Genomic DNA, 24,670 nt, shown 5'->3' on the forward strand with positions numbered 1-24,670 from the left:
TTATCTAGTTTTCTGTTGCCCAGTTCAGACGGTCAGCCTGGTTATACTGCCAAGGAGCAGCGTTATTTTCCACATTGGTCATCATCAGATTCAGTTCCTGTGGAGCAGCAGATTGTTCCATCACCAGGAATCTTCTCATTTCAAAAATAATGGAAAGCGGGTCAAGCAATACCGGACAGGCTTCTGTACATGCGTTACATGTGGTACAAGCCCAAAGTTCTTCTTTTGTGATATAGTCGTTCAATAGTTTTTTACCGTCGTCAACAAATTTTCCATTTTGATCGATATTTCTCCCTACTTCTTCCAAACGATCTCTTGTTTTCATAAGGATTAATCTTGGAGAAAGTTTTTTCCCGGTAATATTAGCAGGACAAACAGAAGTACAACGTCCGCATTCTGTACAAGAATAGGCGTTCAGCAACTGTACCTGGTTCAGGTCAAAGATATCTTCAGCACCGAATTTAGAAGGTACATCTGCTTCTGCTCCTTCAGCCGGAGCAGCATAAGGATCTGCGTTAGGATCCATCATTAATTTGATCTCTTTTGTAACAGATTCAAGGTTGTTGAATTTTCCTTTTTTATCAAGATTTGCATACCATGTGCTTGGAAACGCAAGGATAATATGCAGGTGTTTTGAATAGTAAAGGTAGTTCATGAAGAAAAGAATTCCTACAAAGTGAAACCACCATGCCGCTTTCTCAGTGAACATCAAAAATCCGTTATCAAAACTGAAGATCTCTAAAAACGGAACCAATGTCATCTCACTGATCGGGAAGCTTCCATGTTCTGGTAAAACACTTCTCGACTGTAAAATAAAATCTGATGAATTCATCATAAAGAAAGCCATCATCAGAGCAAATTCAATAATCAAAATCCAGTTTGCATCATTTTTAGGCCATCCAAAAAGTTCTTTCATCGTCAATCTCTTCACTCCGTAAAAATTTCTACGAATAAAGAAAATGACAACCCCAATAACCACCAAAAGTGCTAAAACTTCTAAGGTTGCAGTAAAGAAATTATAAAATGTATGTCCGAAAATACTTGATAAAAAACGATGTGTACCAAATATTCCATCAACAACAATTTCTATTAATTCGATATTAATAATCACAAAACCTACATACACAAAAAGGTGTAAAACTCCAGCTACAGGACGTGCCGTCATTTTACTTTGTCCCATAGCTACACGAGCCATAGTTTCCCAACGTTCTCCTTTTCTGTCGTTTCTATTGATTTCGTGACCCAATCTGATATTTCTATAGATCTTCTGCAGGCTTTTGGCAAAAAGTCCGAATCCTGCCACTAATAAAATCAGGAAAATAATGTTATCGATGTACTGCATAAGGCGTATTAGTCTTTGTTATTTTTACCGAAAACCGAGAAGTTGATGTATCTCTTCGGATTCGCTTTCATATCTTCGATCAATGAATTTAAATTGGAAGAAGCTGAATTCAGGTTGTTATAAAGCTGCTCATCCTTCATTAGTTTGCCTAAGCTTCCTTCTCCTTTATCTATACCGCCAATTACCTGGTTCAATTTACCTACAGTAGCATCTAAATTGGCAATAGTAGCATTCAACTGTTTAGTATCAATACTCTGAGCCAGATTTCCATATTTATCCAAAGTCACCTTTCCGCTTTGCATGGTAAGACTTGCATCATCCAATACTTTCTGCAATTTAGGATCGTTATGTCCTACCAGTGTATTTACACTTCCTGCGGTAGACTGTAATGCTCCTACTGTTTTATTAAGGTTGGCTAATAAAGCTTTTATTTCAGCTCTGTTCTGAGCGTCAAAAACCTGGTTTGCATTGGCCATTAAAGAGTCAACTCTGTGTAATACTACCTGTAATTGATCTTTTACCGGACCTACCTGAGAAGAAAGACTTCCCAGTGTTCCAAGTTTGAAAGCTCCTTTCAGGGTATCACCGTCCTTTGCAGTAGGGCCTCCATACATAAGGTTTACTCTCATTTCTTTACCAGACATTAATCCTGGTTCAAAAATCTCCAATGATGAATTTTTTGAAAACTCGAATTTGTTATCAACTGTAATTTTTACGACAAAATTAATTTTTCCATCTTTTGCAGTTATAGGAATAATCTTATCTACCTGTCCTACTTTCAGACCATTAATAGAGACTGCCGAAGACTGTGCCAGACCTTCTACATTATCATATTTTGCGTAAAATATATTGTCGGTAGTAAAAAGGCTTTTCCCTTTCATAAACTGAAACAACACCACAAAGCCTACAATAGCTAGAAGTGCAATCACACCAGCTTTTAATTCTTTACTGAACTTCACTTGCTAATTTTTTTCTAATAAGCAAATATAATACATTTTAAATAAATCTTTTCCTTTATTGTTCTGCGTTAAATACAAAAAAAGCGACAAAAAAATTTGTCGCTTTTAATATTTATAGAAATGAATTTCTTATTGTTGCTGATTTCCCAGCTTATTCCAGATCTCAATTCTGTAATCCTCGATATCTGCATTGTCCTGAAGACTCTTCATCCAAGCCTGTCCGAACATTCCTGCATTTCTCTGAGTAAGAGATTCTGTAAACTGCTTAAGATCTCCAGGCTGTTTGTTTACTGTTTCTGATTTCTTAATCAAAACATAAACTCCTGTTCCTCCTTCAACCGGGTTAGAAAGTTTACCTTTTGCAACACCGAATGCTGCACCAGCTACTTTAGGTTCCATAGCACCAGCTACTGAAGGGTTCAGTAGATTTACCTGAGCAGATTGTTTTGGAGCGGCAAACAACTTAGCAATCTGATCTAAACTAGAAGCTTTTGCTGCTGCAATTTTATCAGAGATTTGTTTTGCTGCCAATTTATTTTTAACAAGAACTTCAATCTGGTCTCTTACCGATTCCGGATCAGCAAGACCTGCATCCTGTTTTCCGTTCAGATATACTACAATTTTATCTCCTGTTCCGTCTACTGTAAATAATTCAGTATCTCCTTTTGTTCTTTTCTTATCGAAAGCCCAAGTAAGGATATCAGCATCTTTTTCAGTACCTAAGCCCTGAAGCTGACCTTCAAATCTTTTTGCTGCTTTTGGATTGGAGAACTGATAGTTTCCTTTCTTAGCAATGTTCACGAAATCGTTGAAAGATTTCCCTTGAACCTGCTGAATGAATTTTCTTGAGTTTTTGTCTGTTTCAGCTTCAGTAGCATCTGAAGGTTTGATTGCTTTCACAAGGTTAGCAACTTTATACCCCATTGATCCTGATTTCTTATCTTCAATATTGATGATATGATAACCGAACTGTGTTTCTACTACACCTGTAGCTCCTTTAGGATTGCTTGCAAGATAAGCAAGGAATTCAGGAACAAAAGGTGTTTCCGGAGTTGTCCATCCTAAGCTTCCGCCTTGTGCTGCAGAATTCGGATCGCTTGAAAGCTTAAGGAATTCTGTAAATTTAGCAGGAGTCGCTTTTACAATAGCCCCGATAGAGTCTGCCAATTTCTTAGCCTGCTCTTTGGTTCTTGTTACTCCTTCACCTGCAGGACTTCCTTTGAATGCAATAAGGATATGTCTTGATAAAGTAGAATCTGAAGGTCTTTTACCAACCAATTTAGAGACTACATATACATCTTGTTCTTTATAAGGACCAAAAGTCTGACCAACTGCTGCTGCCGTGATCTGATCTTTGATTGTTGGGGGCAATTGAGCAGGATTCAAATACTGGGGATTGAATGGAGCATCAGAGTTTGCCGCCACAAACATAGAATCGTTTTTAGTATTCTGGAAGTTTTCAGTTCCTCCACTTGCATCTGTACCTCCTGAATATAATTTGGTAATTTCTTTCAGAACTGCGGCATCATCTGCTGCACTAGGTTTAGATGGGAAAAATACAATACCGATATTTCTGCTTGGCTCTGCTTTGAACATTACAGGGTGCTGCTTGATGTAATCAGCAAGATCTTGTGTGGAAACATTGATCTTTGTTTTTTGAAGATACGCTGCATAATCTACTTTTACAAAGTCGATATCTGCAAGCTGATCTCTCTGCTTCATCAATTCTTCAGCTTCTTTCTTACCTGTAGTAATACCTGCTGAAAGATTAGTAAACACCTGTCTTGCCATAAGTCTGTACTCGATTGTCTTTCTTGTTTTCAACCATTGAGTATATCCTTGAGGATTGGTGTTTTGTAATGTTTCAATTTCTTTTTTAAGCTCTTGAGTTTTAAAATTACCTTTCTCATCAAAAAACTGTTGATTCTGGGCAAACATCTGATCGTACTGGATTTGATTCCAGAAATAATCATCAGTCATTTCAAAGCCCAATTTTTCAAACTGTTGTTTGATAAGTTTAGATTGTACAAGTAACTGCCAAGCCTGCTCTTCAAGACCGTTTTTCGGACGACCTTGCTGTTCAGCCTGCTGCTGCAACACGAAAAGCTGATCATTGAACTCTTCGCGGGTGATTTTCTCACCGTTTACTTTTCCTAAAACGTCAGGATTCTTACCAAAAACCTTGTCGATACTATCCGGGTTCACCAAGAACGCCAAAAGCGCTAAGGCTATTACTCCCATTAAAAGCCAAGGCTTACTCCTAATCTGTCCTAAAATTGCCATTTTATAAATTATAGTTTTTTATCAGTTTGCGAAAATACACATTTTTAAGAAATTACAGAAACAGAACTGCTTTATTTTGATTTTTAATGCAAAGATTAACTAAAAAAGGAAATTTTGACCGTATTTTTAAGTAAAAAACAAATGGCATAAGTATTGTGCATCTTTAGAATATTATAATATGCCACACGTTTTCAGAGTATATTATAAAAAATCCTTATAACGATAAAAAACGAAAATGACAATTTGTCATTCGATTGACTATGACAGAATTTGAAGATATTAGTTTAGAAGAAATGATCAGTGACGGATTTGATATCGTAGCTGAAGAAATCAATCTTTCCGACTTCGCAGAGACTGATAAAAATTCCGAGCAGAAAATATTCCCTATACTTCCGGTAAGAAATATGGTTATGTTCCCTAACGTGGTAATCCCTATTACTGCAGGAAGAAAAACCTCGATACAGCTTCTTGAGGAAGCACAGAAGAACGGGGATTTTATTGGAATTGTAAGCCAGAAAAATTCGGATCTGGAACAACCTTCCGAAAAAGATATTTATTCTACAGGTACGCTGGCTAAGATCATTAAGATCATTAAGCTGCCGGAAGGCAATATTACGGCTATTACCAAAGGATTCCACAGGTTTAAGATTAAAAAGATCATTGATAACCAACCTTATTTCAAAGCAGAAATATCAAAATTAAAAGATACCCGACCTAAAGATCAGGAAGAGTACGAAGCATTGCTGGAGAACATCAAGGATCTTGCATTAAAGATTATTGAATTGGATCCTAATATTCCCAATGCCGCGAACTTTGCCATCAAAAATATTAATAACAATGATGATCTTCTGAATTTCATCTGTACCAATGCTAATTTTTCTTCCATAGCAAAGCAAAAGCTTCTTGAAGAGAAAAGTTTGATGACCAGAGCTAATCAGTGTTATGAAATGATGCATGAGGATTTCAGAAAGCTGGAATTGAGAAATCAGATTCATCAGAAAACCTCAAAGGATCTTGATAAGCAACAGAGAGAATATTTTCTGAATCAGCAGATCAGAACCATCCAGGAAGAATTGGGCGGCGGACCTGAAAGCGATGTTGAGGACCTGATAGCCAAGGCAAAAACCAAAAAATGGAGTAAGGAAGTAGAGGAACATTTCCAGAAAGAAATCGGCAGACTGCAACGTCAGAATCCTAATTCTCCGGACTATAATGTACAGAGAAATTACCTGGACTTCTTTACGGATCTTCCTTGGGAAACATACACAAAAGATGTTTTTGATATTGCTAAGGCTGAAAAAGTGCTTGATAAAGCTCACTTCGGATTGGAAGATATTAAAAAGAGAATTCTGGAGCACATGGCTGTTTTAAAATTAAAAAACAACATGAAATCTCCAATTCTATTATTGGTAGGGCCTCCCGGAGTAGGTAAAACGTCTTTAGGAAAATCCATTGCAGATGCTTTAGGAAGAAAGTATGTAAGATTATCTTTAGGAGGGCTTCATGACGAAAGTGAAATCCGCGGACATAGAAAAACCTATATCGGTGCTATGGCGGGAAGAATTTTGCAGTCTATCAAAAAATCTGGTACTTCAAACCCGGTGATTGTTCTTGATGAAATTGATAAAATCGGACAGGGTCTTCACGGGGATCCAAGCTCAGCACTCTTGGAAGTTCTTGATCCTGAGCAGAATAAATCTTTCTACGATAACTTCCTGGAAATGGGTTATGATTTATCTAAAGTAATGTTCATTGCTACGGCTAACTCACTTTCAACGATACAAACTCCTCTTCTAGACAGAACGGAAATTATTCAGATTGCCGGTTATACTTTGGAAGAAAAGATTGAGATCGCTAAAAGACATTTAATTAAAAAGCAACAGGAGGAAAATGGTCTGGATGCAAAATCATTTAAACTCGGAAATGCAGAGCTTAAACATATTATTGAAGCACATACTTCAGAAAGTGGAGTACGAACGCTGGAAAAAAGAATTGCGGCCGTTGGAAGATGGGTAGCGCTTCAGACAGCACTGGTAAAAGAATATGATCCAAAAATTTCATTGGAAAAAGTAGATGAAATCCTTGGCGTTCCAAGACCGAAAAGCTTATCTGAAATCACAGGAGTTCCTGGTGTAGTGACTGGGCTTGCATGGACAAGTGTAGGCGGAGATATTCTTTATATTGAAAGTATTTTAAGCAATGGTAAAGGAGCCTTAACGATGACAGGAAACCTGGGAACGGTGATGAAAGAATCTGCCACTATTGCTTTGGAATATATTAAAGCTAAGCATGATGAGCTGGGAATTCCTCAGGAAGACATTGAAAAGAAAAATATCCACGTGCACGTTCCTGAAGGAGCGACCCCTAAAGATGGACCATCTGCGGGTATTGCCATGCTGACTTCTATGGTTTCTTCATTCAAAAACAAAAAGGTAAAACCCCACCTTGCCATGACGGGAGAAATTACATTAAGAGGGAAAGTACTTCCGGTAGGAGGAATCAAAGAAAAGCTGCTGGCTGCAACAAGAGCCGGTATCAAAGATGTTATTCTTTGTGAAGCCAACAGAAAAGATGTAGAAGAGATCAAAAAAGATTATCTGAAAAACCTGAGGGTACACTACGTCAACAGAATGGAAGAAGTCATTGACATTGCCATTGAAGAATAAAACAACTTATAACATATTAACTTCTCAATAAGGAAACACGTTCTGAAATTCAGAGCGTGTTTCTGTTTTAGGTAAAAAATCACAATCAACCTGGCTGGGTGGAATAAAATTTGATACAATACAAGAAAATCCTGAAGGATTGAATAAAAAATTTTTCAATTCACACGGGTTTTCTTATTTTTATTCCACACTGCATATTTTTACATTATGAATTTTCTTAGACTTCCTTTCCTTGTCAAGCTTACGCTCGTGGTGGTTTCCATCATTGGACTTGGCTATCTTCTGGCATTAGGACAGAGTATTTTAGCTCCGTTTTTTCTGGCATTCCTTATGGCTATGCTGTTTTTGCCAGCAGCAACTTTTATGGAAAGAAAGTTAAGATTTCCAAGATCAATGTCTACCATGACCTCAGTGTTTATTATGCTGATGATTCTAAGTGGTATCATTTATTTCTTTACCAATCAGCTTTCTGATTTCAGTAAGGATCTTCCACACCTCAAGGAACAGTTTACTACTGTTTTTAACAGCCTTCAACATTGGGTTTCGAAAACATTTAATGTGAAAGTGGATGAACAGGTGGATTACATTAACCAGGGATTAACTAAACTACTGTCTTCTTCGGGAGTCATTTTAGGTTTTACATTTGGGATTTTTTCAACAGGATTCGGCTTCATTATATTTTTCACCTTGTTTTTTATCTTTATTTTAAATTACAGAAGACTTTTAAATAATTTCATCGTTACCGTTTTTAACGAAAGACATAAAGCGAGTGTACAGGAAGCCGTGAATGAGATTCGAATCATGACCAAGAAATATATCTTCGGGCTCTTTCTTCAGGTAATTATCGTATCTGTTCTTACTTCTACCCTCCTTACGATTCTGGGAGTGAAATATGCAATTCTATTAGGAGTTCTGACAGGATTACTAAACGTTATTCCATATCTGGGAATCTTTATCTCACTTTTAATTTCCTGTTTTATAGCATTTGCCACTTCTACTCCTTCAACATGTATTTATGTTGCTTTAGGATATATTGCGATTCATGCTGTAGATGGTAATATTGTTCTTCCATTTGTTGTGGGTTCTAAAGTAAAAATCAATGCTTTATTTTCTTTTATTGGAATCCTTTTAGGGGAACATCTTTGGGGAATTGCAGGAATGTTCTTGTGTATTCCGGCCATTGCTATTATTAAGATTATCTGTGAAAGAGTGGATGATCTCAAACCTTGGGGGAGATTGCTCGGAGAAGAACCAAAACCTCATAAAAAGAAGAAAAGTTATAAGATTTCCAAGAATATTACGCTGAAGGAAATGGATTGACCGTGGATAATGGAGGAGAAATTACACAAAAACAACCACTAACACACATTAATGATTGATTTCATATTTCATGTTAAATAAAATACAATATATCCTATTTTTATTTTACATTTGATATAAAATCATCAATCATGAAAGTAATAAAATTCATTTTATGTTTGCTTTTCGGGCTTATGTTTATTAATGCCGGGCTTAACAAGTTTTTTAATTATATGCCCATGGAGAAACCCACTCCTGAGCAGATGAAACTCTTCGCTGCTTTTGGAGAAATCAGCTGGCTGATGCCTTTGGTAGGTATCGTGGAAATCATTGGCGGATTATTATTTATTTTCCCAAAAACAAGAGCATTAGGTGCCATTGTTATTCTGCCTGTCATGGTGGGAATTGTCACCCATGTTTTCACGATGGATAAATCTCCCATGGGAATGAGCATTGCTGGAATTATGTTTCTGATTAACCTTTGGATGATTATTGATAATAAGGAAAAATACGACCATTTAGTTTCGTAATTGCAGACAATAGATTGTAGGTAATAGGTTGCAGGTTGCAGTACCAGTAAACTTCAGATGAAGCCTATTGTTGCTTTTCACTACCTGTAACCTATTATCTGCCACCTGCTCCCTATACAAAAGCACTGAAACCTGTAATCGATCGTCCTACGATGAGCGAATTAATTTCTTTTGTCCCTTCATAAGAATAAATAGCCTCTGCGTCGGCAACAAATCTTGCAACATCATATTCCAGCAGAATTCCGTTTCCTCCCATCACTTCCCTTGCTCTGGAAACAATATCTCTTGTTCTGAGTGTGCAGAAAACTTTTGCAAGCGAAGCATGTTCATCTTTTAAAATTCCTTCATCCTGCATTTCGGACAGTCTGAAAACCATAGTCTGCATGGCAGTAAGGTTAGACAGCATTTCTACCAAATGTCCCTGTATCATTTGAAATGAGGCAATAGGTCTTCCAAACTGTTCTCTTTTTCGGGTATAGTCCAAAGCACTTTCATAGGCACCACGTGCACAACCTGTAGCCATCCATGCTACTCCTGCTCTGGTCATTCTCAGGACTTTTCCGGTATCTTTAAAGGAATTGGCATTCTGCAGACGGTTTTCCTCGGTTACCAGACAGTCTTTTAAAGTAATTAATCCGTTTTGGACAATCCTTAAAGCCATTTTCCCTTTGATTTTTTCTACAGCATATCCCGGATTATCTTTTTCTACAATAAATCCTTTCACTTCTCCGCTGTCCAGATCTCTTGCCCAGATTATGATCAGATCCGCGAATGTGGCATTTCCAATCCATTTTTTCTGGCCGTTAAGAACCCAGCCTTCCGGTGTTTGTTTACAGGTCACTGTAAGTCCTCCTGCTGCGCCTGAACCTACTTCCGGTTCCGTAAGCCCGAAAGCGCCTATTTTTTCAAACTTCTGCATCTGCGGAAGCCATTTTTGTTTCTGTTCTTCAGATCCGCAGATATAAATAGAACCCATCGCCAATCCAGACTGTACTCCGAAAAATGTTGCAATGGAAGCATCTACTCTTGCCATTTCCATCGCAATAACTCCTTCCATCAGGAAAGGCATTCCCGGGCAACCGTAACCTTCATAGGTAACGCCGCAAATATCAAGTTTTTGGAATTTAGGAATCAGTTCAAAAGGGAATTCATCTCTGAGCCAGTAATGGTTTACCAAAGGTTTTACTTCTTTTTCCATGAATGCTCTCACTTTAAGCTGAATTTCACGCTGTTCCGGAGTAAGCGTATGGTAAATATCATAAAAGTCTCCATCTATGGGAGGTAGTTCTTTCTTTTTCTTTTCGGGATCAAGCATTTTCATAAGCCCGGAAAGCTGTTTATCATCCAGTTTTGAGAAATTCTGCATCAGTTTGGGCAGATCTACCTTTTTAGAAATGGCACTCAACTGATCGAAATCTATGGAAGTAAATAATTCTATTGCGTTTCTGATTTTGGAAAAAGTATTCGACATAATGATAGATTGTAGTTTTGGTTTGTAAAAGATAAGCAAAAATTGCTCCGAAAACAAAGGGCAAAGCTTACCATAGTTTTACAAAACACTTAATTTCAACGAATTAAAACAACCTATTTTGTTTACAAGCTTTTTACTTTTGATTTTCAAGCGTTACAAAAGATCCTGACTGAACTTTGATCTCAGGAAAACAATAAAAATTAACGTTATGAAAACTACTTACATTAAACTATCTCTGGCTGCTGCTCTTTTATTAGGAATTTATTCATGTAAAAAGGGTGAAGTTGCCTCAACGGATCTTGAAGCTTATGCTACTACAGACTCAGCTGCTGTTGTTGTTTCGGATAGCATCTCCTCGGTAGCCAGTATGAAAGTAAAAGACAAACAGTTTATCAAGACTGCAGATGTCAATATGGAGGTAAAAGATGTGTATAATACCACTATTGCCATTGAAAAATCTGTACAGGAGCTTGGAGGTTTTGTCACCAATAGCAATCTTCAAAGTAACGTAGTTTCTGAAAACACCTACAATACATCTAGTGAAGAAGCTATGCTGGTCAAAAAATATCAGACAGAGAATAGAATGCAGGTACGTATTCCTACGGAAAAGCTTGGTGAACTGCTGACGGCAATCAATACAAACAAATTATTTTTGAATTCAAGATCTATCAATGCGGAGGACGTGACTGCGAATATCAAATATTCTGAACTGGAAGGAAAAAGAAATCAAAAAACTTCTGAGAACATTAACAAACTGAAAACAAATAAGGACAAGGTAAAGCTTGATGACGAGAATATGTCTGAAGGAAACCTTCAAAAACTGTCAAGTATGAATATGACAGATGATTTGAAATACAGTACTATTAATATCTACATCAAAGAACCTCAATTACGTATCGCTGAAATTGCTGTTACCAATACCACAAACATCGATAATCAATATAAATACAATTTCATTTATGATGCTAAAGATGGCTTTGTTTACGGATTCTATCTGATTCAGAGAATTATAATTGGACTTATCAATGTCTGGCCTATTCTGTTAATTGCAGCAGCCATCATTTATTTTTTAAGAAAAAGAAAAACTTTAAAATCTGAACAGTCCAAAATTCAGGGATAAAAAAACACTCCTAACCAATTGGTTATCATCATAATTTTAGATTTTACAACCTCTCCTTTTTGAGAGGTTTTTATTTTTTTTAATAAAAAAGTGTAACGATTGTAATGCCTGCTTTACCTACTCTTTAAAAGAACAGAAAATCAAAAAAATTAATACAATGAAAAATTTAATAAAACTTGGATTCGCAGCATTATTATCAATAAGCACAATAACTGCAAAAGCGCAAAGCAACAATACGAACAAAGAAAACAGTCTTCTTTGGGAGGTTTCCGGAAACGGTCTTTCTAAACCATCTTACATTAGCGGAACTTTTCATATCTTATGCAGTAAAGATTTTGAGATCAAACCTAAGGTACTAAAAGCACTTGAGAAATCTGACAACTTTGTTATGGAAATCAATTATACAGATCCCGCTGAAATGATGTCATTACAGAAAATGTTTAAAGCAGATAAAAAAATATCGGATCAGCTTTCTCCCGAAGAAGCTAAAGAACTGAATACTGTTCTCGCTAATTATGGAACAGATCTGAAAAGTATAGATTCTTCAAGTCCTCAGGCTCTGTATGCACTGCTTTCTACCAAAGCAATCCCCTGCCCTCAGACCGAAGTAAAACTTTACGAAATGGAACTTCTTCAAAAAGCAATGAAAGATAAAAAAAGCATCAAAGGACTTGAAAAAGTGGAAGATCAAATGAAATCAATCAATGAAGCGTATGATCTGAAAAGCACAATCTCTCAGCTTAAAATGGACAAAGAATATCAAATATTGTTCAGACAGATGATTGAAGCTTTTAAAAATGAAAATGTACAATCTCTATACAGTCTTTTTAAGGATGAAAGATTCATGAATGCTCAGCAGGAAAAGGCTATGCTTACCAACAGAAATCAAAACTGGGTAAAAGTAATGCCGGACATGATGAAAAAAGAAAGTTCTTTCTTTGCCGTTGGAGGCTCTCATCTTATGGGTGAAAACGGAATTATTCCTCTTCTACAGGCAAAAGGCTACACGGTAAAACCTGTATCGAGCTTATAACCATAACCAAACCATGAAACTATTGTGAGCAATCCAACTGAAACCGCTTTTTTAAAGCTCGTTAACCAGCACAAGGGTATTTTATACAAAGCTTCACGGATCTATGCAGATTCTGTAGAAGACCGCGAAGACCTTCAGCAGGAGATTCTTATCCAGCTTTGGAAATCCTATCAGAATTTTAAGGGTAACAGTGAGTTTTCTACCTGGATGTATCGGGTTGCCATCAATACTGCAATCACCTATTTAAAAAAAGAAAAGAAAAGATCCAACAATCATACAGATGCTCCTGCTCATTTTGAAGTACAGCAGGAGGATTACAATCCTACAAAGGACAGGCAGCTGGAAATTTTCTACAATGCTGTTCAGGAGCTGAACTCCTTAGAAAAAGCAGTCATATTTTATTTCATGGAAGGGATGTCACACAAGGAAATAGGAAATAATTTAGGACTTAGTGAAGGCAATGCCCGCGTAAAACTCAACAGAACAAAAGAAAAAATACAACACATCATAAAAAAATCAGGTTATGAATTTTGATCAATTAAAAGAACAATGGAATAAAGAAGACAGTGATGTCCATATTCCTGATACCATAGAACAATTAAAGGAAAGTAAACATCCTATAGAAAAGATTCAAAAGAGTATGAAAAAGGAATTTCCTGCGCAGGTTATTTCCATCATCCTGATTGGTTTCTTTCCGATGCTATTCCAATTTCCGCCTTCACAGTATACCATTTATTATATATCTTATGCTTTATTGGTAGTAGTATCCTGTTATTATTTATTCGGATTTTACCAATTTTACAAACAAGCGGAACTTTATACCGGAAACACAAGAAATAGTCTTTGGAAGATCTACCACGAACTCAAATTAAATATGGAAAGATACCAGTCATTTGGATTCTTGTTACTTCCCCATTTTATAATAACATTAGGTTTAGTGGCATATAATCTTCTGGAGAAAAAAGGTGAATCGTTGGCGGATATTAGCCATCAACATCAAATATCCCTTATTTTATTAGTATTGATAGGCGTTCTTTCTGTTGTAGCAAGTATTATTTTATGGACAAAATATTTTTACGGACCTAGCGCCAAACAATTGGAAAATATCCTGAACGAAATGGATGAATAACATTTAAACATCTATCACAGAACACTTTTTATATAACCTCAGAGCCTTTCTGAGGTTTTGTTTTTTAAAAAATCGTTATTTATCATCTTCAAATTTATCTGAGGTTTTATTTTTCCGTAAATTTGCAGATCAGAAATAAATCATTATGGATTATGAGCTATTTCCATCCAATACATGATTTTCTGAACGATAAAAATTCTGTAATATGCTATCAAAAATAAATCCAACACAAACTAACAGCTGGAAAGCACTTGATGAACACTTCGGTGGAAATGACTTTGATCTTAGAACCCTTTTCCAATATAACCCGAACCGTTTTAATGAGTTTTCCCTGCAAAAGGACAACTATCTTTTTGATTATTCTAAAAACTTAATTGATTCAAGAACAAAGGAGCTTTTATTGCAATTGGCGGAAGAAAGCCAGCTAAAAGATGCTATTTCTAAAATGTTCTCCGGAGATAAAATCAATGAAACAGAAGGAAGAGCCGTGCTGCACACGGCATTAAGAGATTTCTCAGACCGTGAAATTATTGTGAACGGGGAAAATATCAAACCACAAATCAAAAGAGTTCTTGAGCACATGAAGTCTTTTTCTGAAAAAATTATTTCAGGAGAGCATAAAGGTTTCAGTGGGAAAGAGATCACAGATGTCGTAAACATCGGAATTGGAGGATCAGACTTGGGACCTGTTATGGTTTGTTCGGCTTTAAAGCATTTTAAAACAAGACTCAACGTTCATTTTGTTTCCAATGTAGACGGAAATCATATCGCAGAAGTGGTAAAAAGCTTAAATCCTGAAACCACTTTATTCATCATTGCTTCCAAAACTTTTACGACTCAGGAAACAATGACGAATGCCAATTCAGCAAAAGACTGGTTCCTGAAAGCTGGGAAACAGGAAGATGTAGCAAAACATTTCGTTGCTTTATCCACTAATATTGAAGAAGTTAAAAAGTTCGGAATCGCAGAAGAAAATATTTTTGAATTCTGGGACTGGGTAGGTGGAAGATATTCTCTTTGGAGTGCTATCGGACTAAGTATCGTACTTTCTGTAGGATATGAAAACTTTGAGCAGCTTTTAAGAGGTGCTTTTGATACTGACCAACACTTCCAGACTGCAGACTTTTCTGAAAACGTTCCGGTATTAATGGGGCTTTTGGGAATATGGTACCGTAACTTCTATGCAGCAACTACTTATGCAATCTTACCTTATTCTCAATATCTGGACAGATTTGCAGCTTATCTTCAACAGGGAGATATGGAAAGTAACGGAAAATGTGTAGACAGAAACGGTGAATTTGTAGAATATGAAACCGGACCTATAATCTGGGGAGAGCCAGGCACAAACGGCCAGCACGCATTTTATCAACTAATCCACCAGGGAACAGAATTAATTCCGGCAGACTTTATTGCCTATGCAAAAAGCCCAAACAAAGTTTCGGATCATCAGGATAAATTATTAGCGAACTTTTTCGCTCAGACTGAAGCACTTGCCTTCGGAAAACTGGAAGAAGAAGTAGAAGAAGAATTGAGAAATGCAGGCAAATCTGATGAAGAAATAGACAGACTAATCAATTTCAAAGTCTTCCATGGAAACACTCCAACTAACTCGATACTATTCAACGAATTAACTCCTTTTTCACTAGGTCAGTTGATTGCTCTGTATGAACACAAAATTTTTGTTCAGGGTGTGATCTGGAATATTTTCAGCTTTGACCAGTTTGGAGTGGAATTAGGAAAAGTATTAGCCAATAAAATCCTTCCTGAGCTTGAAAACAATGAAGCAATAAGCTCTCATGACAGTTCTACCAACGGATTGATCAATTACTATAAGGAAAACAAGTAGTAAGTAAAAAGAAAGTAAAAGTAAATCTATAAAGTAAAAAAGTAAAAATGGCAGAAATTCTTGACGGACTTAAAGTATCCAAGGAAATTAAAGCAGAGATCAAGGTTGAAGTAGAAAAGATTCTCGCTAGCAAAAGAAGAGCTCCGCATTTGGTGGCTATTCTTGTAGGAAATAACGGAGCAAGCAAGGCTTATGTAAACTCTAAAGTGAAAGACTGTGAGGAAGTAGGGTTTCAATCCAGCTTAATCAAATTTCCAAGCACAGTTTCTGAATCTGAATTATTGGAAAAAATTGATGAGCTTAATAAATCTAAAGCAGTAGACGGATTTATCGTTCAGCTGCCTTTACCAGACCAGATTGATCAGGAGAAAATTATCAATGCGATTGATCCTAGAAAAGACGTGGATGGTTTCCACCCTGAAAACTTTGGAAAAATGGCTCTTGAAATGGATACTTTCTTACCGGCAACTCCTTTTGGTATTTTAACATTATTGGAAAGATACAATATTGAAACTAAAGGGAAAGACTGTGTAATTATCGGAAGAAGTAAAATTGTAGGAAGACCAATGAGTATCCTTATGGGAAGAAAAGATTTCCCAGGAAACTCTACCGTTACCCTTACACACTCATACACAAAAGACATCGAAGAATATACAAGAAAGGCAGACATCGTTATTACTGCTTTGGGAGATCCCCATTTCCTGAAAGGAGATATGATCAAAGAAGGAGCTGTAATTGTTGACGTGGGTATTACAAGAGTAGATAATGATTCTCCAAAAGGATATTACCTTGCAGGTGACGTAGATTTTGACAGCTGTGCTGCAAAAGCAAGCTGGATTACACCGGTACCTGGAGGAGTAGGCCCTATGACAAGAGCAATGTTGATGAAAAATACCATCATTGCCTACAAAACTTCGGTCTATAACGACTAATTTTAAAATGAATAAAGAAGAAGATATTTTATTAAAAGAAGGTAAAATGCTCCCTGTAATGGAGCATTTTTACACTTTACAGGGAGAAGGAGCACACACCGGAAAAGCAGCCTATTTTATCAGACTTGGAGGTTGTGATGTAGGATGTCACTGGTGTGATGTAAAAGAAAGCTGGGATCCGGAACTCCATCCTCTGATGAATACAGTAGAAATTGCAGAAACAGCTGCAAAACATTGTAAAACAATTGTTCTTACGGGTGGTGAACCTCTAATGTGGAACTTGGATATATTGACTTCCAGATTGAAAGAACTGGGATGTACAGTACATATCGAAACTTCGGGAGCTTATCCTATGAGCGGACAGTTGGACTGGATTACTCTTTCGCCAAAGAAAACAGGATTGCCTAAAGAAGAGATTTATCAAAAGGCCCATGAGCTTAAAGTAATCATTTTCAATCAGCATGACTTTACGTTTGCTCAGGAACAGGCTTCAAAAGTTTCTGAAAACTGTAAGCTTTATCTTCAGAGTGAATGGAGCAAGAGAGATGATATGTATCCTAAGATAACAGATTTTATCCTGGAAAATCCGGAATGGCAGGCTTCTGTTCAGACGCACAAATATCTGAATATACCGTAAAAAAGTGTAAATTAGCCGGGCTTATCCGCTATAATACTGATAGATGCAGAGAATTCGATACTCTAGATACCTGAAATCAATCATTATGTTGCTTGACCTCATGGTTATTGCATCTATCTTCATATTCTTTTTTATAAGCAGAAACGAAAGTTTAAAATACAATAAAGAAACCTGGTATCAGAATAGTTTTTCTCTGATTCTGTTATTTTTGTTCTGGGTGCTCCTGAGTGGTAGGACAAAAATATACAATATTCCGAGGAACCTTACTTATACGTTGTTTCTTGAACGCCTTTTAATCCATTTCCTCTTTTTTATACTTGGCGTACTGCTTATAGGAAAGGTAAGTTATAATGTATTTTTTAATTCGGATATTTACTGGCTTTCCCTTTATCTTTTTATTTCTATTTTCCTGGCAAAATCACTGGTCTATTTCGCCATTAAATACTTACGATCCCTTGGAGCCAACTACAGGAATGTAATGTTTTTGGGAGATAATCATTCTACAGAGATCCTTAAGAATATCTTCACAGAACGTAAAGATTATGGATACAGAATATTTGAATACGAAAATTCTGATATCAATATTAATGAACTGGTTGCTTTCTGGAAAAAGAACGGGATTCATACCCTGTTTTTATCTCTGGAAAACTCTTATGATGAATGGATTCAGAATGAACTTTTCAAACTGGCAGAAGATAATAAGATTCATATTTCACTTATTCCAAGTATCACACAAAGTGATTTTTTCTTGTATGATCTTGGATATATACAGACTCAGCCAGTACTGAATCAGGCTAGATATCCCTTAGATTATTATTCTAATTTCCTGATGAAAAGAACGTTCGACATTTTCTTTTCTGTCATTATATTGGTTTTAATTTGCTCATGGGTATTTCCAATCATTGCCATATTAATCAAAACCACTTCCAAAGGTCCGGTTTTTTTCCTTCAAAAAAGATATGGTTTTCATGAAGAAGTCTTTCATTGTTTTAAATTCCGAACCATGGTTGTTAATGATGAATCTACAACTAAAACCACATCAGTAAACGACTCCAGGATTACCAAAGTGGGTAGATTTTTAAGAAAAACCAGTCTTGATGAGCTTCCCCAATTCATTAATGTATTGAAGGGTGAAATGTCTGTGGTAGGTCCGCGTCCGCATATGCTGGCTGTTGATAATTATTATAAACCCAAAATCGGAAGATACAGCTTAAGAAGCATGGTCAATCCTGGTATTACGGGATTAGCTCAGGTGAATGGATTGCGTGGTGACTTCGGAGACGTGGAAGTAGAGATGAAAAAAAGGGTTCTGGCCGATGCTTTCTATGTAAGAAACTGGAGTTTTGTACTCGATCTGGTTATTATTTTGAAAACCGTTTTATTGGTGATAGGAGGAGATAAAAATGCAAAATAATAAACCGAATAAGGTTTATATTGAAATAATTTAACACAAAACCAGGCTTTAGTCTTATTCTTGACTGTAGCCCAATTAAATAAAAAAGTCTAATTTAGCAGTATGTTAAAAAAGTTTTTCACAGCAGTAGGGGAATACATTATCCTCTTGGGAAAATCCCTGCAGAAACCTCAGAAAATGAGGGTTTTCTGGAAGCTGTTCATGAGAGAAATTAATGATTTGGGAGTAAATTCTTTCGGACTTGTCATCTTCACATCCATATTTGTTGGAGCTGTAGTGGCTATTCAGATGTTCAACAACTTTGATGCTTCTTCTTTTCCTATTCCGCCTTCATTTGTAGGATATGCTACGAAAGCGGTTTTGGTTCTGGAATTTGCACCCACCATTATCAGTCTTATTCTGGCGGGTAAAGTAGGTTCTTATATTGCTTCAAGTATTGGAACTATGAGAGTTTCCGAACAGATTGATGCATTGGATATCATGGGAGTAAACTCACCCAATTTTCTGATATTTCCTAAAATTATCGCCTGTATGCTGTTTAATCCCCTTCTTATTGCTATCAGTATCGTATTTGGTATTGGTGGTGGATATATTGCCGGGATTTTAACAGGAAACTGGACAGAAAACGATTATATCGTTGGTATTCAAATGTATATGCCGAATTTATTTATTTACTATGCATTTACCAAAACAATCGTTTTCGCCTTTATCATTGCAACAGTTCCTTCTTATTTCGGATACAATGTAAAAGGAGGATCGCTGGAAGTTGGTAGAGCAAGTACGCAGGCCGTGGTATGGACAATGGTATTCATTATCATTTCTGAACTAATTTTAACCCAATTAATATTAAGCTGATGATTGAGGTAAAAGATCTTAAGAAAAGTTTTGATGATGTTGAAGTATTGAAGGGAATCTCAACTTCATTTGATAAAGGAAAAGTAAACTTAATCATTGGGCAGAGTGGTTCCGGAAAAACTGTTTTTTTAAAGAGTTTATTGAATGTTTATATGCCTTCCTCAGGAGAAATCCTTTTTGATGGTAAGGATATCAATACCATGACGAGAGATGAAAAACAGCATCTTCGTTCAGAAATCGGAACCGTATTCCAGGGAAGTGCCTTATTTGATTCCTTAACTGTGGAAGAAAATATTATGTTTCCTCTGGATATGTTTACCAACCTTACCTACAGAGAAAAAAAGAAAAGAGTTTTTGAAGTAATAGGACGAGTACATCTTGACAAAGCGGAAAGAAAATATCCGTCCGAGATTTCAGGAGGAATGCAAAAAAGGGTGGCTATTGCCAGAGCTATTGTAAATAATCCCAAATACCTGTTCTGTGATGAGCCCAATTCCGGACTCGATCCGTATACCTCAAAGATCATTGACGATCTTCTTTATGAAATCACAAAAGAATACAATACTACAACCATCATCAATACCCACGATATGAACTCTGTAATGACGATTGGCGAGAAAATTGTATACCTAAGACTGGGAATCAAAGAATGGGAAGGCAACAAAGACATTCTGATTACTGCAGGCAATAAAAATCTGATTGATTTCGTTTATTCTTCAGAACTATTTAAAGAGCTGAGAGACTATTTACTTGAGAATAATAAAACGATTGAAACTACAAATACAAAAATAGACGATAATGAAAAAGGTACTTAGTATAGCGTTATTAGGGTTTTCAATGTGGGCTTCTGCACAGATTTCACTGGCAGGTAAGGCTAACTTAATTTTTCCAACAGGCTCGCCTTCATGGTCCAATATCAAAGGAACAGTGAATGATGCCATTGATGGAACAGGTAAAAATAATGTAGGTTTTAACGTAGGACTTTCATTAAAAGTAGGACTTCCTACTTCATTGTTCGTGATGCCTGAAATCTATTATACTCACTTCAAAAATGAGTTTACTACAGAGAACACTACTTTTGATGTAAAAAGCAACCGTATTGATGTTCCCGTTCTTTTAGGATATAATCTTTTGGGGAATATGCTGGGAGTTTTTGTAGGACCCGTTGGAAGTTTTAACTTAAACAAAGACAATACTTACAATGATTTCAAAGAAAATGCTAAGAATGACTTTACAGTAGGCTACCAGTTTGGTGCGCAGCTTGAAATTAAAAAGCTTATTGTAAATGCAAGATATGAAGGAGCTTTCAGTAAAGACGAAAGAAATTTCATCAATAAAGTTTCCGGTTCTGAAATCAGGTATGACAACAGACCTAACCTGTTTATGGTAGGTTTAGGATATAAATTCTAATGAATTATCGAAAATAACAACTTTAAACCCTCAAATTTAAATTTGAGGGTTTTTATTTTGATTTTCAAGTTCAGCCTGACGTTTTGCAATTTCTGCAGCCTGCTTTTCAAGCTCTTCTTTATCTTTCTGTAGCTGCTTAAATTCTTTTTTCTTCTGTTCTTCTTTGATAGCGCTTCCCTTACTTAAATACCCTACCATTCCTCCAATGATAAGCCCTATCCCAACTCCTGCCATGATTCCCATAATATGAGAGATTTTTATTTGTTCTACGGCAAAATCAGTCGTTAAATAGAAAAGTAATGCTGAAACAGCTAAAAGTATAAGTCCGGTAATTGATAAACTCTTCATAATATTGTGTTTAGGTGATTTTATAAAAAAGCCTTACCAAATTTACTAAAAATTTAATAAGGCCTTACTCAAGATTAAAATTCTAATTATATTTTTCCTCCCGCAGCCTTATAGTATTCTAAAGCTTTCGGAAGATCTTTATTGATATCTGAAATTCTGGTTTCCGGACTTGGGTGGGTAGATAAGAATTCCGGCTGTCTTGCTCCTGAAGATGCAGCTTCCATTCTATTCCAGAAAGGGATAGCCGCTCTTGGATCATATCCAGCCATAGACATCAGGTAAAGACCCATTTCATCTGCCTCAGATTCCTGACCTCTTCCATATTTCAATAAAGCCACTTGTGAACCAATAGGATATACCTTCTGGAAAACACTTGCCCATTGTGAATTTGAGATGGTTCCTCCCAGGATTGCACCTCCATACTGAGCTACCATTGCCTGAGAAATTCTTTCATTTCCGTGGCCTGCCAGCGCGTGGGAAACTTCATGTCCCATTACCACCGCAAGACCGTTATCGTCTTTTGTGATCGGTAATATTCCGGTATAAACGGCTACTTTACCACCAGGCATACACCAGGCATTCAGCTCACTGCTTTGCAGAAGATTGAATTCCCAGCTGTAGCTGGCAAGATCTGCTGATCTACCGATACTTTGATAATATCTTTCTGCAGCGCTTTTAATTCTGTTCCCTACATTTACCACTCTCTTTGCATCTGCCGTACCGGTAATTACTTTACCTTTAGACAATGTCGTTCTATATTCCTGTGAAGACATTGTTAAAATTTCCGAGTTATTGGCCAGCTGTAAAGACGATCTTCCAGTAATTGGGTTCGTAGTACAGGCAACAGCCGACAGAGCAATAGCTCCTATTCCAAATAGATGTGTAACTTTCATAGTTTGAGTGTTAATAATTCAACCTTAACAATTTTTATTCCAAAATATTCCAGAAAGAATATATTTGCATACATTTTGCTGTCTAAATTTAATAATTATCTCATTATGAAAAAGTATATTTCTTTACTGACGATTTTTGGATTCCTGTTCTTCTTTCAGAGTTGTGCTTCACAAGGATCATTAGATCCGAAAACAGTGGATAATTTGATAGATTCTCAGGAGTTTACTTTTTATGCACAAAGAGCCAACCCGACGAATTATGATGTTATTAATGTGTTGAACTCAATGCCTAATTCTACTGCGACGAGAGTACTTAATCTCAATGGAGAGTATACCATTGATGTAAGCAAAAACACTTTGGATGTAGTGCTTCCTTATTTTGGAAGGATGTTCAATCCAACTTATGGAGGAGCAAGTGATAACAGTTACCGATTTACTTCCAAAGATTTTACAGTAACTAAAACTCAAAATAAAAAAGGAACCTGGACTTTAAAGTTCAAGCCTAAAGATGCAAGAAATGTTGATGAACTTAATATTGAAGTCTTTAAAAACGGTAAAGCTTTCGTTTCTGTAAGAAGTAGCGACAGACAGCCCATTACTTATGACGGATATATTTCTAAAACAGAGGTAAAACAGGAAAAAGAGAAACTTTAATCTCTTTTTTCGTTAGATAAAAATTTTTCAACAAATAATTTTGCTTCAGTACTTGGATTCGAAACCATAGCTGAAGCATTTTTTTTATGCATATGGTAAGCTTCCTCTACTGCATCGCTCTTTTTCATCAGTGATAAAATATATTCCTGAACCCAGTATTCGAAGCGTTTTTCAGCCTGCTGAACACGAATTTCTTCAAAACGTCCGCTTTTCTTTTTCAGATCAATAAATTCGAAAATTGTATCATAAACTTCCTGTAATCCCTCATTGTAAAGGGCAGAGCCTAATAAAACTGGGATTTTCCATCCTTTTTCTTTAGGTGGAATAAAATCCAGCGCTCTTTTTAATTCAAGTCTTGTATTTTTGGCTTTCTGAAGATTGTCCTGATCTACTTTGTTGATGAAAATAAGATCTACCATTTCCATGATTCCCCTTTTTATACCCTGAAGTTCGTCTCCACCACCAATGATTTTAAGGAATAGAAAAACATCGGTAATATCGGCAACCAATACTTCTGACTGCCCTACGCCAACGGTTTCTATCAAAATATAATCATACCCTGCAGCCTCACAAATCATCATGGTTTCAAAGGTAGTATTGGCTACTCCACCCAAAAAACCCGAACTAGGAGAAGGACGTATGAATGCATTCTCTTCTTTGGCAAGTTCTTCCATTCTGGTTTTATCCCCTAAAATACTTCCTTTGTTGATTGCCGAACTGGGATCAATTGCTAAAACAGCTACTTTTTTACCTTGAGCAATAACCAAGCGGCCAAAGTTTTCTATAAAAGTGGATTTTCCCGCTCCGGGAACTCCTGTTACTCCTACTCTCACAGAGTTTCCGGTAAGAGGCATAATTTTCTTCAATAGATCTTCTGCCTGTACTCTGTGTTCTGCTTTTTTACTTTCAACCAATGTAATAGCTTTTGCAATCAGGCGTTTATTTCCTGACTGTATTCCTTCTATTAACTCTTCTGTAGTAAATTTCATTAATTCAAAATTAACAATTAAAATGCGAATGGTCAATAGCCCGCTCATAATGATAAGACAAAAGATCTAAATTGTTTTCATTGGAAATTAACGATTTTTCATGAATTCAATTTTTATTTCTTCTAAATTAAAACTAGAACGCCCTGTATCAAAGGCTTAAGGAATTTATTACATTTGTTATATATCAAAAAGAAGAAACATGAAAAAACTCATCGCTGCGGCTTCGTTTACTGCTATTTTGCTGGTTTCCTGTACGCCGAAAGCTTCTACATCCGCCACTACTGCAGGAACATCTACATCTACTGCAGAACAGATTGCTCAGGGGAAAACTATTTTTGAAAACTCTTGTGGAAGATGTCATAAATTACCTGATCCTGCTTCACACAATCCTGTACAATGGGTAGGAATCATGAATTCTATGGCTCCAAAAGCAAAACTGACGGACGAACAGCACCAATGGGTGTATGATTATATTGTTTCTGTGAAAAAGTAATCATCAAACAAAAATATGGTATGAAAAAACTCATCTTAACCGGTATCGCAGCATCAGCATTTCTGGTGTCCTGCGGGCCAAAAAGTGTGGCTGTTACAGGGCCAAAGTATACCTCATCTGAGCAGTTGGCACAAGGAAAAACCATTTTTGAAAATTCCTGTGCAAAATGTCATAAGCTGCCAGAACCTACCAAGCATGACAACCAGGGATGGATCAACACGTTAAGCAGAATGGCTCCAAAGGCTAAGTTAACTGATGACCAGCATCAAATGGTGTATGATTATCTGATCTCTGTAAATAAGAAATAAAAGAAGGCCTCAAAAATGAGGCCTTCTTTTGTAATATATCAAGGGTATTTTTTGTTGAA

24 protein-coding genes are annotated in these 24,670 nt (G+C 36.5%); 17 read left to right on the forward strand and 7 right to left on the reverse strand.

The window, feature by feature from the left end; all coding sequences use genetic code 11:
* Positions 1 to 4: 4 nt before the first annotated feature.
* The 3 genes from ODR02_RS18340 to ODR02_RS18350 form a co-directional block, all read right to left on the reverse strand.
* Positions 5 to 1,342 carry a (Fe-S)-binding protein gene (locus ODR02_RS18340; protein ID WP_309512998.1) on the reverse strand — a complete coding sequence of 446 codons (1,338 nt, stop codon included), beginning with the start codon at positions 1,340 to 1,342 and terminating at the stop codon, positions 5 to 7.
* 8 nt (positions 1,343 to 1,350) lie between these two features.
* Complete coding sequence (locus ODR02_RS18345; protein ID WP_309512999.1) at positions 1,351 to 2,301, reverse strand: MlaD family protein; 951 nt, start codon at positions 2,299 to 2,301, stop codon at positions 1,351 to 1,353.
* A gap of 129 nt (positions 2,302 to 2,430) precedes the next feature.
* Complete coding sequence (locus ODR02_RS18350; RefSeq protein WP_309513000.1) at positions 2,431 to 4,584, reverse strand: SurA N-terminal domain-containing protein; 2,154 nt, start codon at positions 4,582 to 4,584, stop codon at positions 2,431 to 2,433.
* A 260-nt stretch (positions 4,585 to 4,844) separates the two neighbouring features.
* Here ODR02_RS18350 and lon point away from each other — a divergent pair, with 260 nt between their 5' ends.
* From lon to ODR02_RS18365, 3 genes are all read left to right on the forward strand, one after another.
* Positions 4,845 to 7,250: an endopeptidase La gene (lon, locus tag ODR02_RS18355; protein ID WP_209786703.1), complete on the forward strand. Its 2,406-nt coding sequence runs from the start codon at positions 4,845 to 4,847 to the stop codon at positions 7,248 to 7,250.
* A 207-nt stretch (positions 7,251 to 7,457) separates the two neighbouring features.
* Positions 7,458 to 8,570, forward strand: coding sequence for an AI-2E family transporter (locus ODR02_RS18360; protein WP_034692644.1), 1,113 nt, complete (start codon positions 7,458 to 7,460; stop codon positions 8,568 to 8,570).
* Positions 8,571 to 8,701: 131 nt separating this feature from the next.
* Positions 8,702 to 9,079 carry a DoxX family protein gene (locus tag ODR02_RS18365; RefSeq protein ID WP_209786702.1) on the forward strand — a complete coding sequence of 126 codons (378 nt, stop codon included), beginning with the start codon at positions 8,702 to 8,704 and terminating at the stop codon, positions 9,077 to 9,079.
* A gap of 112 nt (positions 9,080 to 9,191) precedes the next feature.
* On the opposite strand, the gene ODR02_RS18370 is transcribed toward ODR02_RS18365, so the two are convergent.
* Positions 9,192 to 10,550 carry an acyl-CoA dehydrogenase family protein gene (locus tag ODR02_RS18370; RefSeq protein ID WP_309513001.1) on the reverse strand — a complete coding sequence of 453 codons (1,359 nt, stop codon included), beginning with the start codon at positions 10,548 to 10,550 and terminating at the stop codon, positions 9,192 to 9,194.
* 208 nt (positions 10,551 to 10,758) lie between these two features.
* Here ODR02_RS18370 and ODR02_RS18375 point away from each other — a divergent pair, with 208 nt between their 5' ends.
* The 11 genes from ODR02_RS18375 to ODR02_RS18425 all read left to right on the forward strand — a co-directional run bounded on the left by ODR02_RS18375 (position 10,759) and on the right by ODR02_RS18425 (position 20,926).
* Positions 10,759 to 11,670: a DUF4349 domain-containing protein gene (locus tag ODR02_RS18375; RefSeq protein WP_309513002.1), complete on the forward strand. Its 912-nt coding sequence runs from the start codon at positions 10,759 to 10,761 to the stop codon at positions 11,668 to 11,670.
* Positions 11,671 to 11,827: 157 nt separating this feature from the next.
* The gene (locus ODR02_RS18380) at positions 11,828 to 12,703 is read left to right on the forward strand and encodes a TraB/GumN family protein (RefSeq protein ID WP_309513003.1); all 876 of its coding nucleotides are present in this window, start codon (positions 11,828 to 11,830) and stop codon (positions 12,701 to 12,703) included.
* Positions 12,704 to 12,727: 24 nt separating this feature from the next.
* Positions 12,728 to 13,237, forward strand: coding sequence for an RNA polymerase sigma factor (locus tag ODR02_RS18385; RefSeq protein ID WP_209786698.1), 510 nt, complete (start codon positions 12,728 to 12,730; stop codon positions 13,235 to 13,237).
* The gene (locus tag ODR02_RS18390) at positions 13,227 to 13,832 is read left to right on the forward strand and encodes a hypothetical protein (protein ID WP_209786697.1); all 606 of its coding nucleotides are present in this window, start codon (positions 13,227 to 13,229) and stop codon (positions 13,830 to 13,832) included. Before ODR02_RS18385 ends, ODR02_RS18390 begins: the two co-directional genes overlap by 11 nt.
* Before the next feature lie 205 nt (positions 13,833 to 14,037).
* Entirely contained in the window at positions 14,038 to 15,678 is a 1,641-nt protein-coding gene (pgi, locus tag ODR02_RS18395; RefSeq protein WP_309513004.1) for a glucose-6-phosphate isomerase, read from the forward strand.
* Between the two features lie 47 nt (positions 15,679 to 15,725).
* The gene (locus ODR02_RS18400; RefSeq protein WP_034692667.1) at positions 15,726 to 16,610 is read left to right on the forward strand and encodes a bifunctional 5,10-methylenetetrahydrofolate dehydrogenase/5,10-methenyltetrahydrofolate cyclohydrolase; all 885 of its coding nucleotides are present in this window, start codon (positions 15,726 to 15,728) and stop codon (positions 16,608 to 16,610) included.
* A 7-nt stretch (positions 16,611 to 16,617) separates the two neighbouring features.
* Positions 16,618 to 17,247: a 7-carboxy-7-deazaguanine synthase QueE gene (locus ODR02_RS18405; protein ID WP_209786695.1), complete on the forward strand. Its 630-nt coding sequence runs from the start codon at positions 16,618 to 16,620 to the stop codon at positions 17,245 to 17,247.
* 43 nt (positions 17,248 to 17,290) lie between these two features.
* Positions 17,291 to 18,661 (forward strand): exopolysaccharide biosynthesis polyprenyl glycosylphosphotransferase, encoded by a 1,371-nt coding sequence (locus ODR02_RS18410; protein WP_209786694.1) that lies wholly within the window; start codon positions 17,291 to 17,293, stop codon positions 18,659 to 18,661.
* A 102-nt stretch (positions 18,662 to 18,763) separates the two neighbouring features.
* Positions 18,764 to 19,516 (forward strand): MlaE family ABC transporter permease, encoded by a 753-nt coding sequence (locus ODR02_RS18415; protein WP_209786693.1) that lies wholly within the window; start codon positions 18,764 to 18,766, stop codon positions 19,514 to 19,516.
* A complete protein-coding gene (locus ODR02_RS18420) occupies positions 19,516 to 20,331 on the forward strand; it encodes an ABC transporter ATP-binding protein (RefSeq protein WP_309513005.1) in 816 nt (271 codons plus the stop codon). Before ODR02_RS18415 ends, ODR02_RS18420 begins: the two co-directional genes overlap by 1 nt.
* Entirely contained in the window at positions 20,315 to 20,926 is a 612-nt protein-coding gene (locus ODR02_RS18425; RefSeq protein WP_105684092.1) for an outer membrane beta-barrel protein, read from the forward strand. Before ODR02_RS18420 ends, ODR02_RS18425 begins: the two co-directional genes overlap by 17 nt.
* A gap of 36 nt (positions 20,927 to 20,962) precedes the next feature.
* On the opposite strand, the gene ODR02_RS18430 is transcribed toward ODR02_RS18425, so the two are convergent.
* Together ODR02_RS18430 and ODR02_RS18435 are read right to left on the reverse strand one after the other, a co-directional pair.
* The gene (locus ODR02_RS18430) at positions 20,963 to 21,274 is read right to left on the reverse strand and encodes a hypothetical protein (RefSeq protein WP_105684091.1); all 312 of its coding nucleotides are present in this window, start codon (positions 21,272 to 21,274) and stop codon (positions 20,963 to 20,965) included.
* Between the two features lie 86 nt (positions 21,275 to 21,360).
* On the reverse strand, positions 21,361 to 22,167 hold the full coding sequence (locus ODR02_RS18435) for a M48 family metallopeptidase (RefSeq protein WP_209786692.1): 807 nt from the start codon (positions 22,165 to 22,167) through the stop codon (positions 21,361 to 21,363).
* Between the two features lie 105 nt (positions 22,168 to 22,272).
* Here ODR02_RS18435 and ODR02_RS18440 point away from each other — a divergent pair, with 105 nt between their 5' ends.
* Entirely contained in the window at positions 22,273 to 22,821 is a 549-nt protein-coding gene (locus ODR02_RS18440; RefSeq protein ID WP_209786691.1) for a DUF4251 domain-containing protein, read from the forward strand.
* Here the strand turns inward: ODR02_RS18440 and meaB are convergent.
* Positions 22,818 to 23,810, reverse strand: a complete 993-nt coding sequence (gene meaB, locus ODR02_RS18445) for a methylmalonyl Co-A mutase-associated GTPase MeaB (protein WP_309513006.1) — start codon at positions 23,808 to 23,810, stop codon at positions 22,818 to 22,820. The genes ODR02_RS18440 and meaB overlap by 4 nt on opposite strands.
* 199 nt (positions 23,811 to 24,009) lie before the next feature.
* Between meaB and ODR02_RS18450 the strand changes: the two genes are divergently transcribed.
* Positions 24,010 to 24,303: a c-type cytochrome gene (locus ODR02_RS18450; RefSeq protein WP_062676044.1), complete on the forward strand. Its 294-nt coding sequence runs from the start codon at positions 24,010 to 24,012 to the stop codon at positions 24,301 to 24,303.
* A gap of 20 nt (positions 24,304 to 24,323) precedes the next feature.
* Positions 24,324 to 24,611, forward strand: coding sequence for a c-type cytochrome (locus tag ODR02_RS18455; protein ID WP_209786689.1), 288 nt, complete (start codon positions 24,324 to 24,326; stop codon positions 24,609 to 24,611).
* Positions 24,612 to 24,670: the final 59 nt, after the last annotated feature.

The sequence above is a fragment of the Chryseobacterium sp. CFS2 genome (assembly GCF_036543225.1).
Classification (GTDB): Bacteria; Bacteroidota; Bacteroidia; order Flavobacteriales; family Weeksellaceae; genus Chryseobacterium; species Chryseobacterium culicis_A.

Excerpts from the sequence above, each read along its gene's own strand:
- ODR02_RS18370 (WP_309513001.1), bottom strand. The coding sequence starts at position 10,550 with ATGTCGAATACTTTTTCCAAAATCAGAAACGCAATAGAATTATTTACT.
- ODR02_RS18420 (WP_309513005.1), top strand. The coding sequence starts at position 19,516 with ATGATTGAGGTAAAAGATCTTAAGAAAAGTTTTGATGATGTTGAAGTA.
- pgi (WP_309513004.1), top strand. The coding sequence starts at position 14,038 with ATGCTATCAAAAATAAATCCAACACAAACTAACAGCTGGAAAGCACTT.
- ODR02_RS18365 (WP_209786702.1), top strand. The coding sequence starts at position 8,702 with ATGAAAGTAATAAAATTCATTTTATGTTTGCTTTTCGGGCTTATGTTT.
- ODR02_RS18340 (WP_309512998.1), bottom strand. The coding sequence starts at position 1,342 with ATGCAGTACATCGATAACATTATTTTCCTGATTTTATTAGTGGCAGGA.
- ODR02_RS18375 (WP_309513002.1), top strand. The coding sequence starts at position 10,759 with ATGAAAACTACTTACATTAAACTATCTCTGGCTGCTGCTCTTTTATTA.
- ODR02_RS18455 (WP_209786689.1), top strand. The coding sequence starts at position 24,324 with ATGAAAAAACTCATCTTAACCGGTATCGCAGCATCAGCATTTCTGGTG.
- ODR02_RS18440 (WP_209786691.1), top strand. The coding sequence starts at position 22,273 with ATGAAAAAGTATATTTCTTTACTGACGATTTTTGGATTCCTGTTCTTC.
- meaB (WP_309513006.1), bottom strand. The coding sequence starts at position 23,810 with ATGAAATTTACTACAGAAGAGTTAATAGAAGGAATACAGTCAGGAAAT.
- ODR02_RS18400 (WP_034692667.1), top strand. The coding sequence starts at position 15,726 with ATGGCAGAAATTCTTGACGGACTTAAAGTATCCAAGGAAATTAAAGCA.
- ODR02_RS18390 (WP_209786697.1), top strand. The coding sequence starts at position 13,227 with ATGAATTTTGATCAATTAAAAGAACAATGGAATAAAGAAGACAGTGAT.
- ODR02_RS18380 (WP_309513003.1), top strand. The coding sequence starts at position 11,828 with ATGAAAAATTTAATAAAACTTGGATTCGCAGCATTATTATCAATAAGC.
- ODR02_RS18350 (WP_309513000.1), bottom strand. The coding sequence starts at position 4,584 with ATGGCAATTTTAGGACAGATTAGGAGTAAGCCTTGGCTTTTAATGGGA.
- ODR02_RS18405 (WP_209786695.1), top strand. The coding sequence starts at position 16,618 with ATGAATAAAGAAGAAGATATTTTATTAAAAGAAGGTAAAATGCTCCCT.
- ODR02_RS18415 (WP_209786693.1), top strand. The coding sequence starts at position 18,764 with ATGTTAAAAAAGTTTTTCACAGCAGTAGGGGAATACATTATCCTCTTG.
- ODR02_RS18360 (WP_034692644.1), top strand. The coding sequence starts at position 7,458 with ATGAATTTTCTTAGACTTCCTTTCCTTGTCAAGCTTACGCTCGTGGTG.
- ODR02_RS18410 (WP_209786694.1), top strand. The coding sequence starts at position 17,291 with ATGCAGAGAATTCGATACTCTAGATACCTGAAATCAATCATTATGTTG.
- ODR02_RS18425 (WP_105684092.1), top strand. The coding sequence starts at position 20,315 with ATGAAAAAGGTACTTAGTATAGCGTTATTAGGGTTTTCAATGTGGGCT.
- ODR02_RS18430 (WP_105684091.1), bottom strand. The coding sequence starts at position 21,274 with ATGAAGAGTTTATCAATTACCGGACTTATACTTTTAGCTGTTTCAGCA.
- ODR02_RS18435 (WP_209786692.1), bottom strand. The coding sequence starts at position 22,167 with ATGAAAGTTACACATCTATTTGGAATAGGAGCTATTGCTCTGTCGGCT.
- ODR02_RS18450 (WP_062676044.1), top strand. The coding sequence starts at position 24,010 with ATGAAAAAACTCATCGCTGCGGCTTCGTTTACTGCTATTTTGCTGGTT.
- lon (WP_209786703.1), top strand. The coding sequence starts at position 4,845 with ATGACAGAATTTGAAGATATTAGTTTAGAAGAAATGATCAGTGACGGA.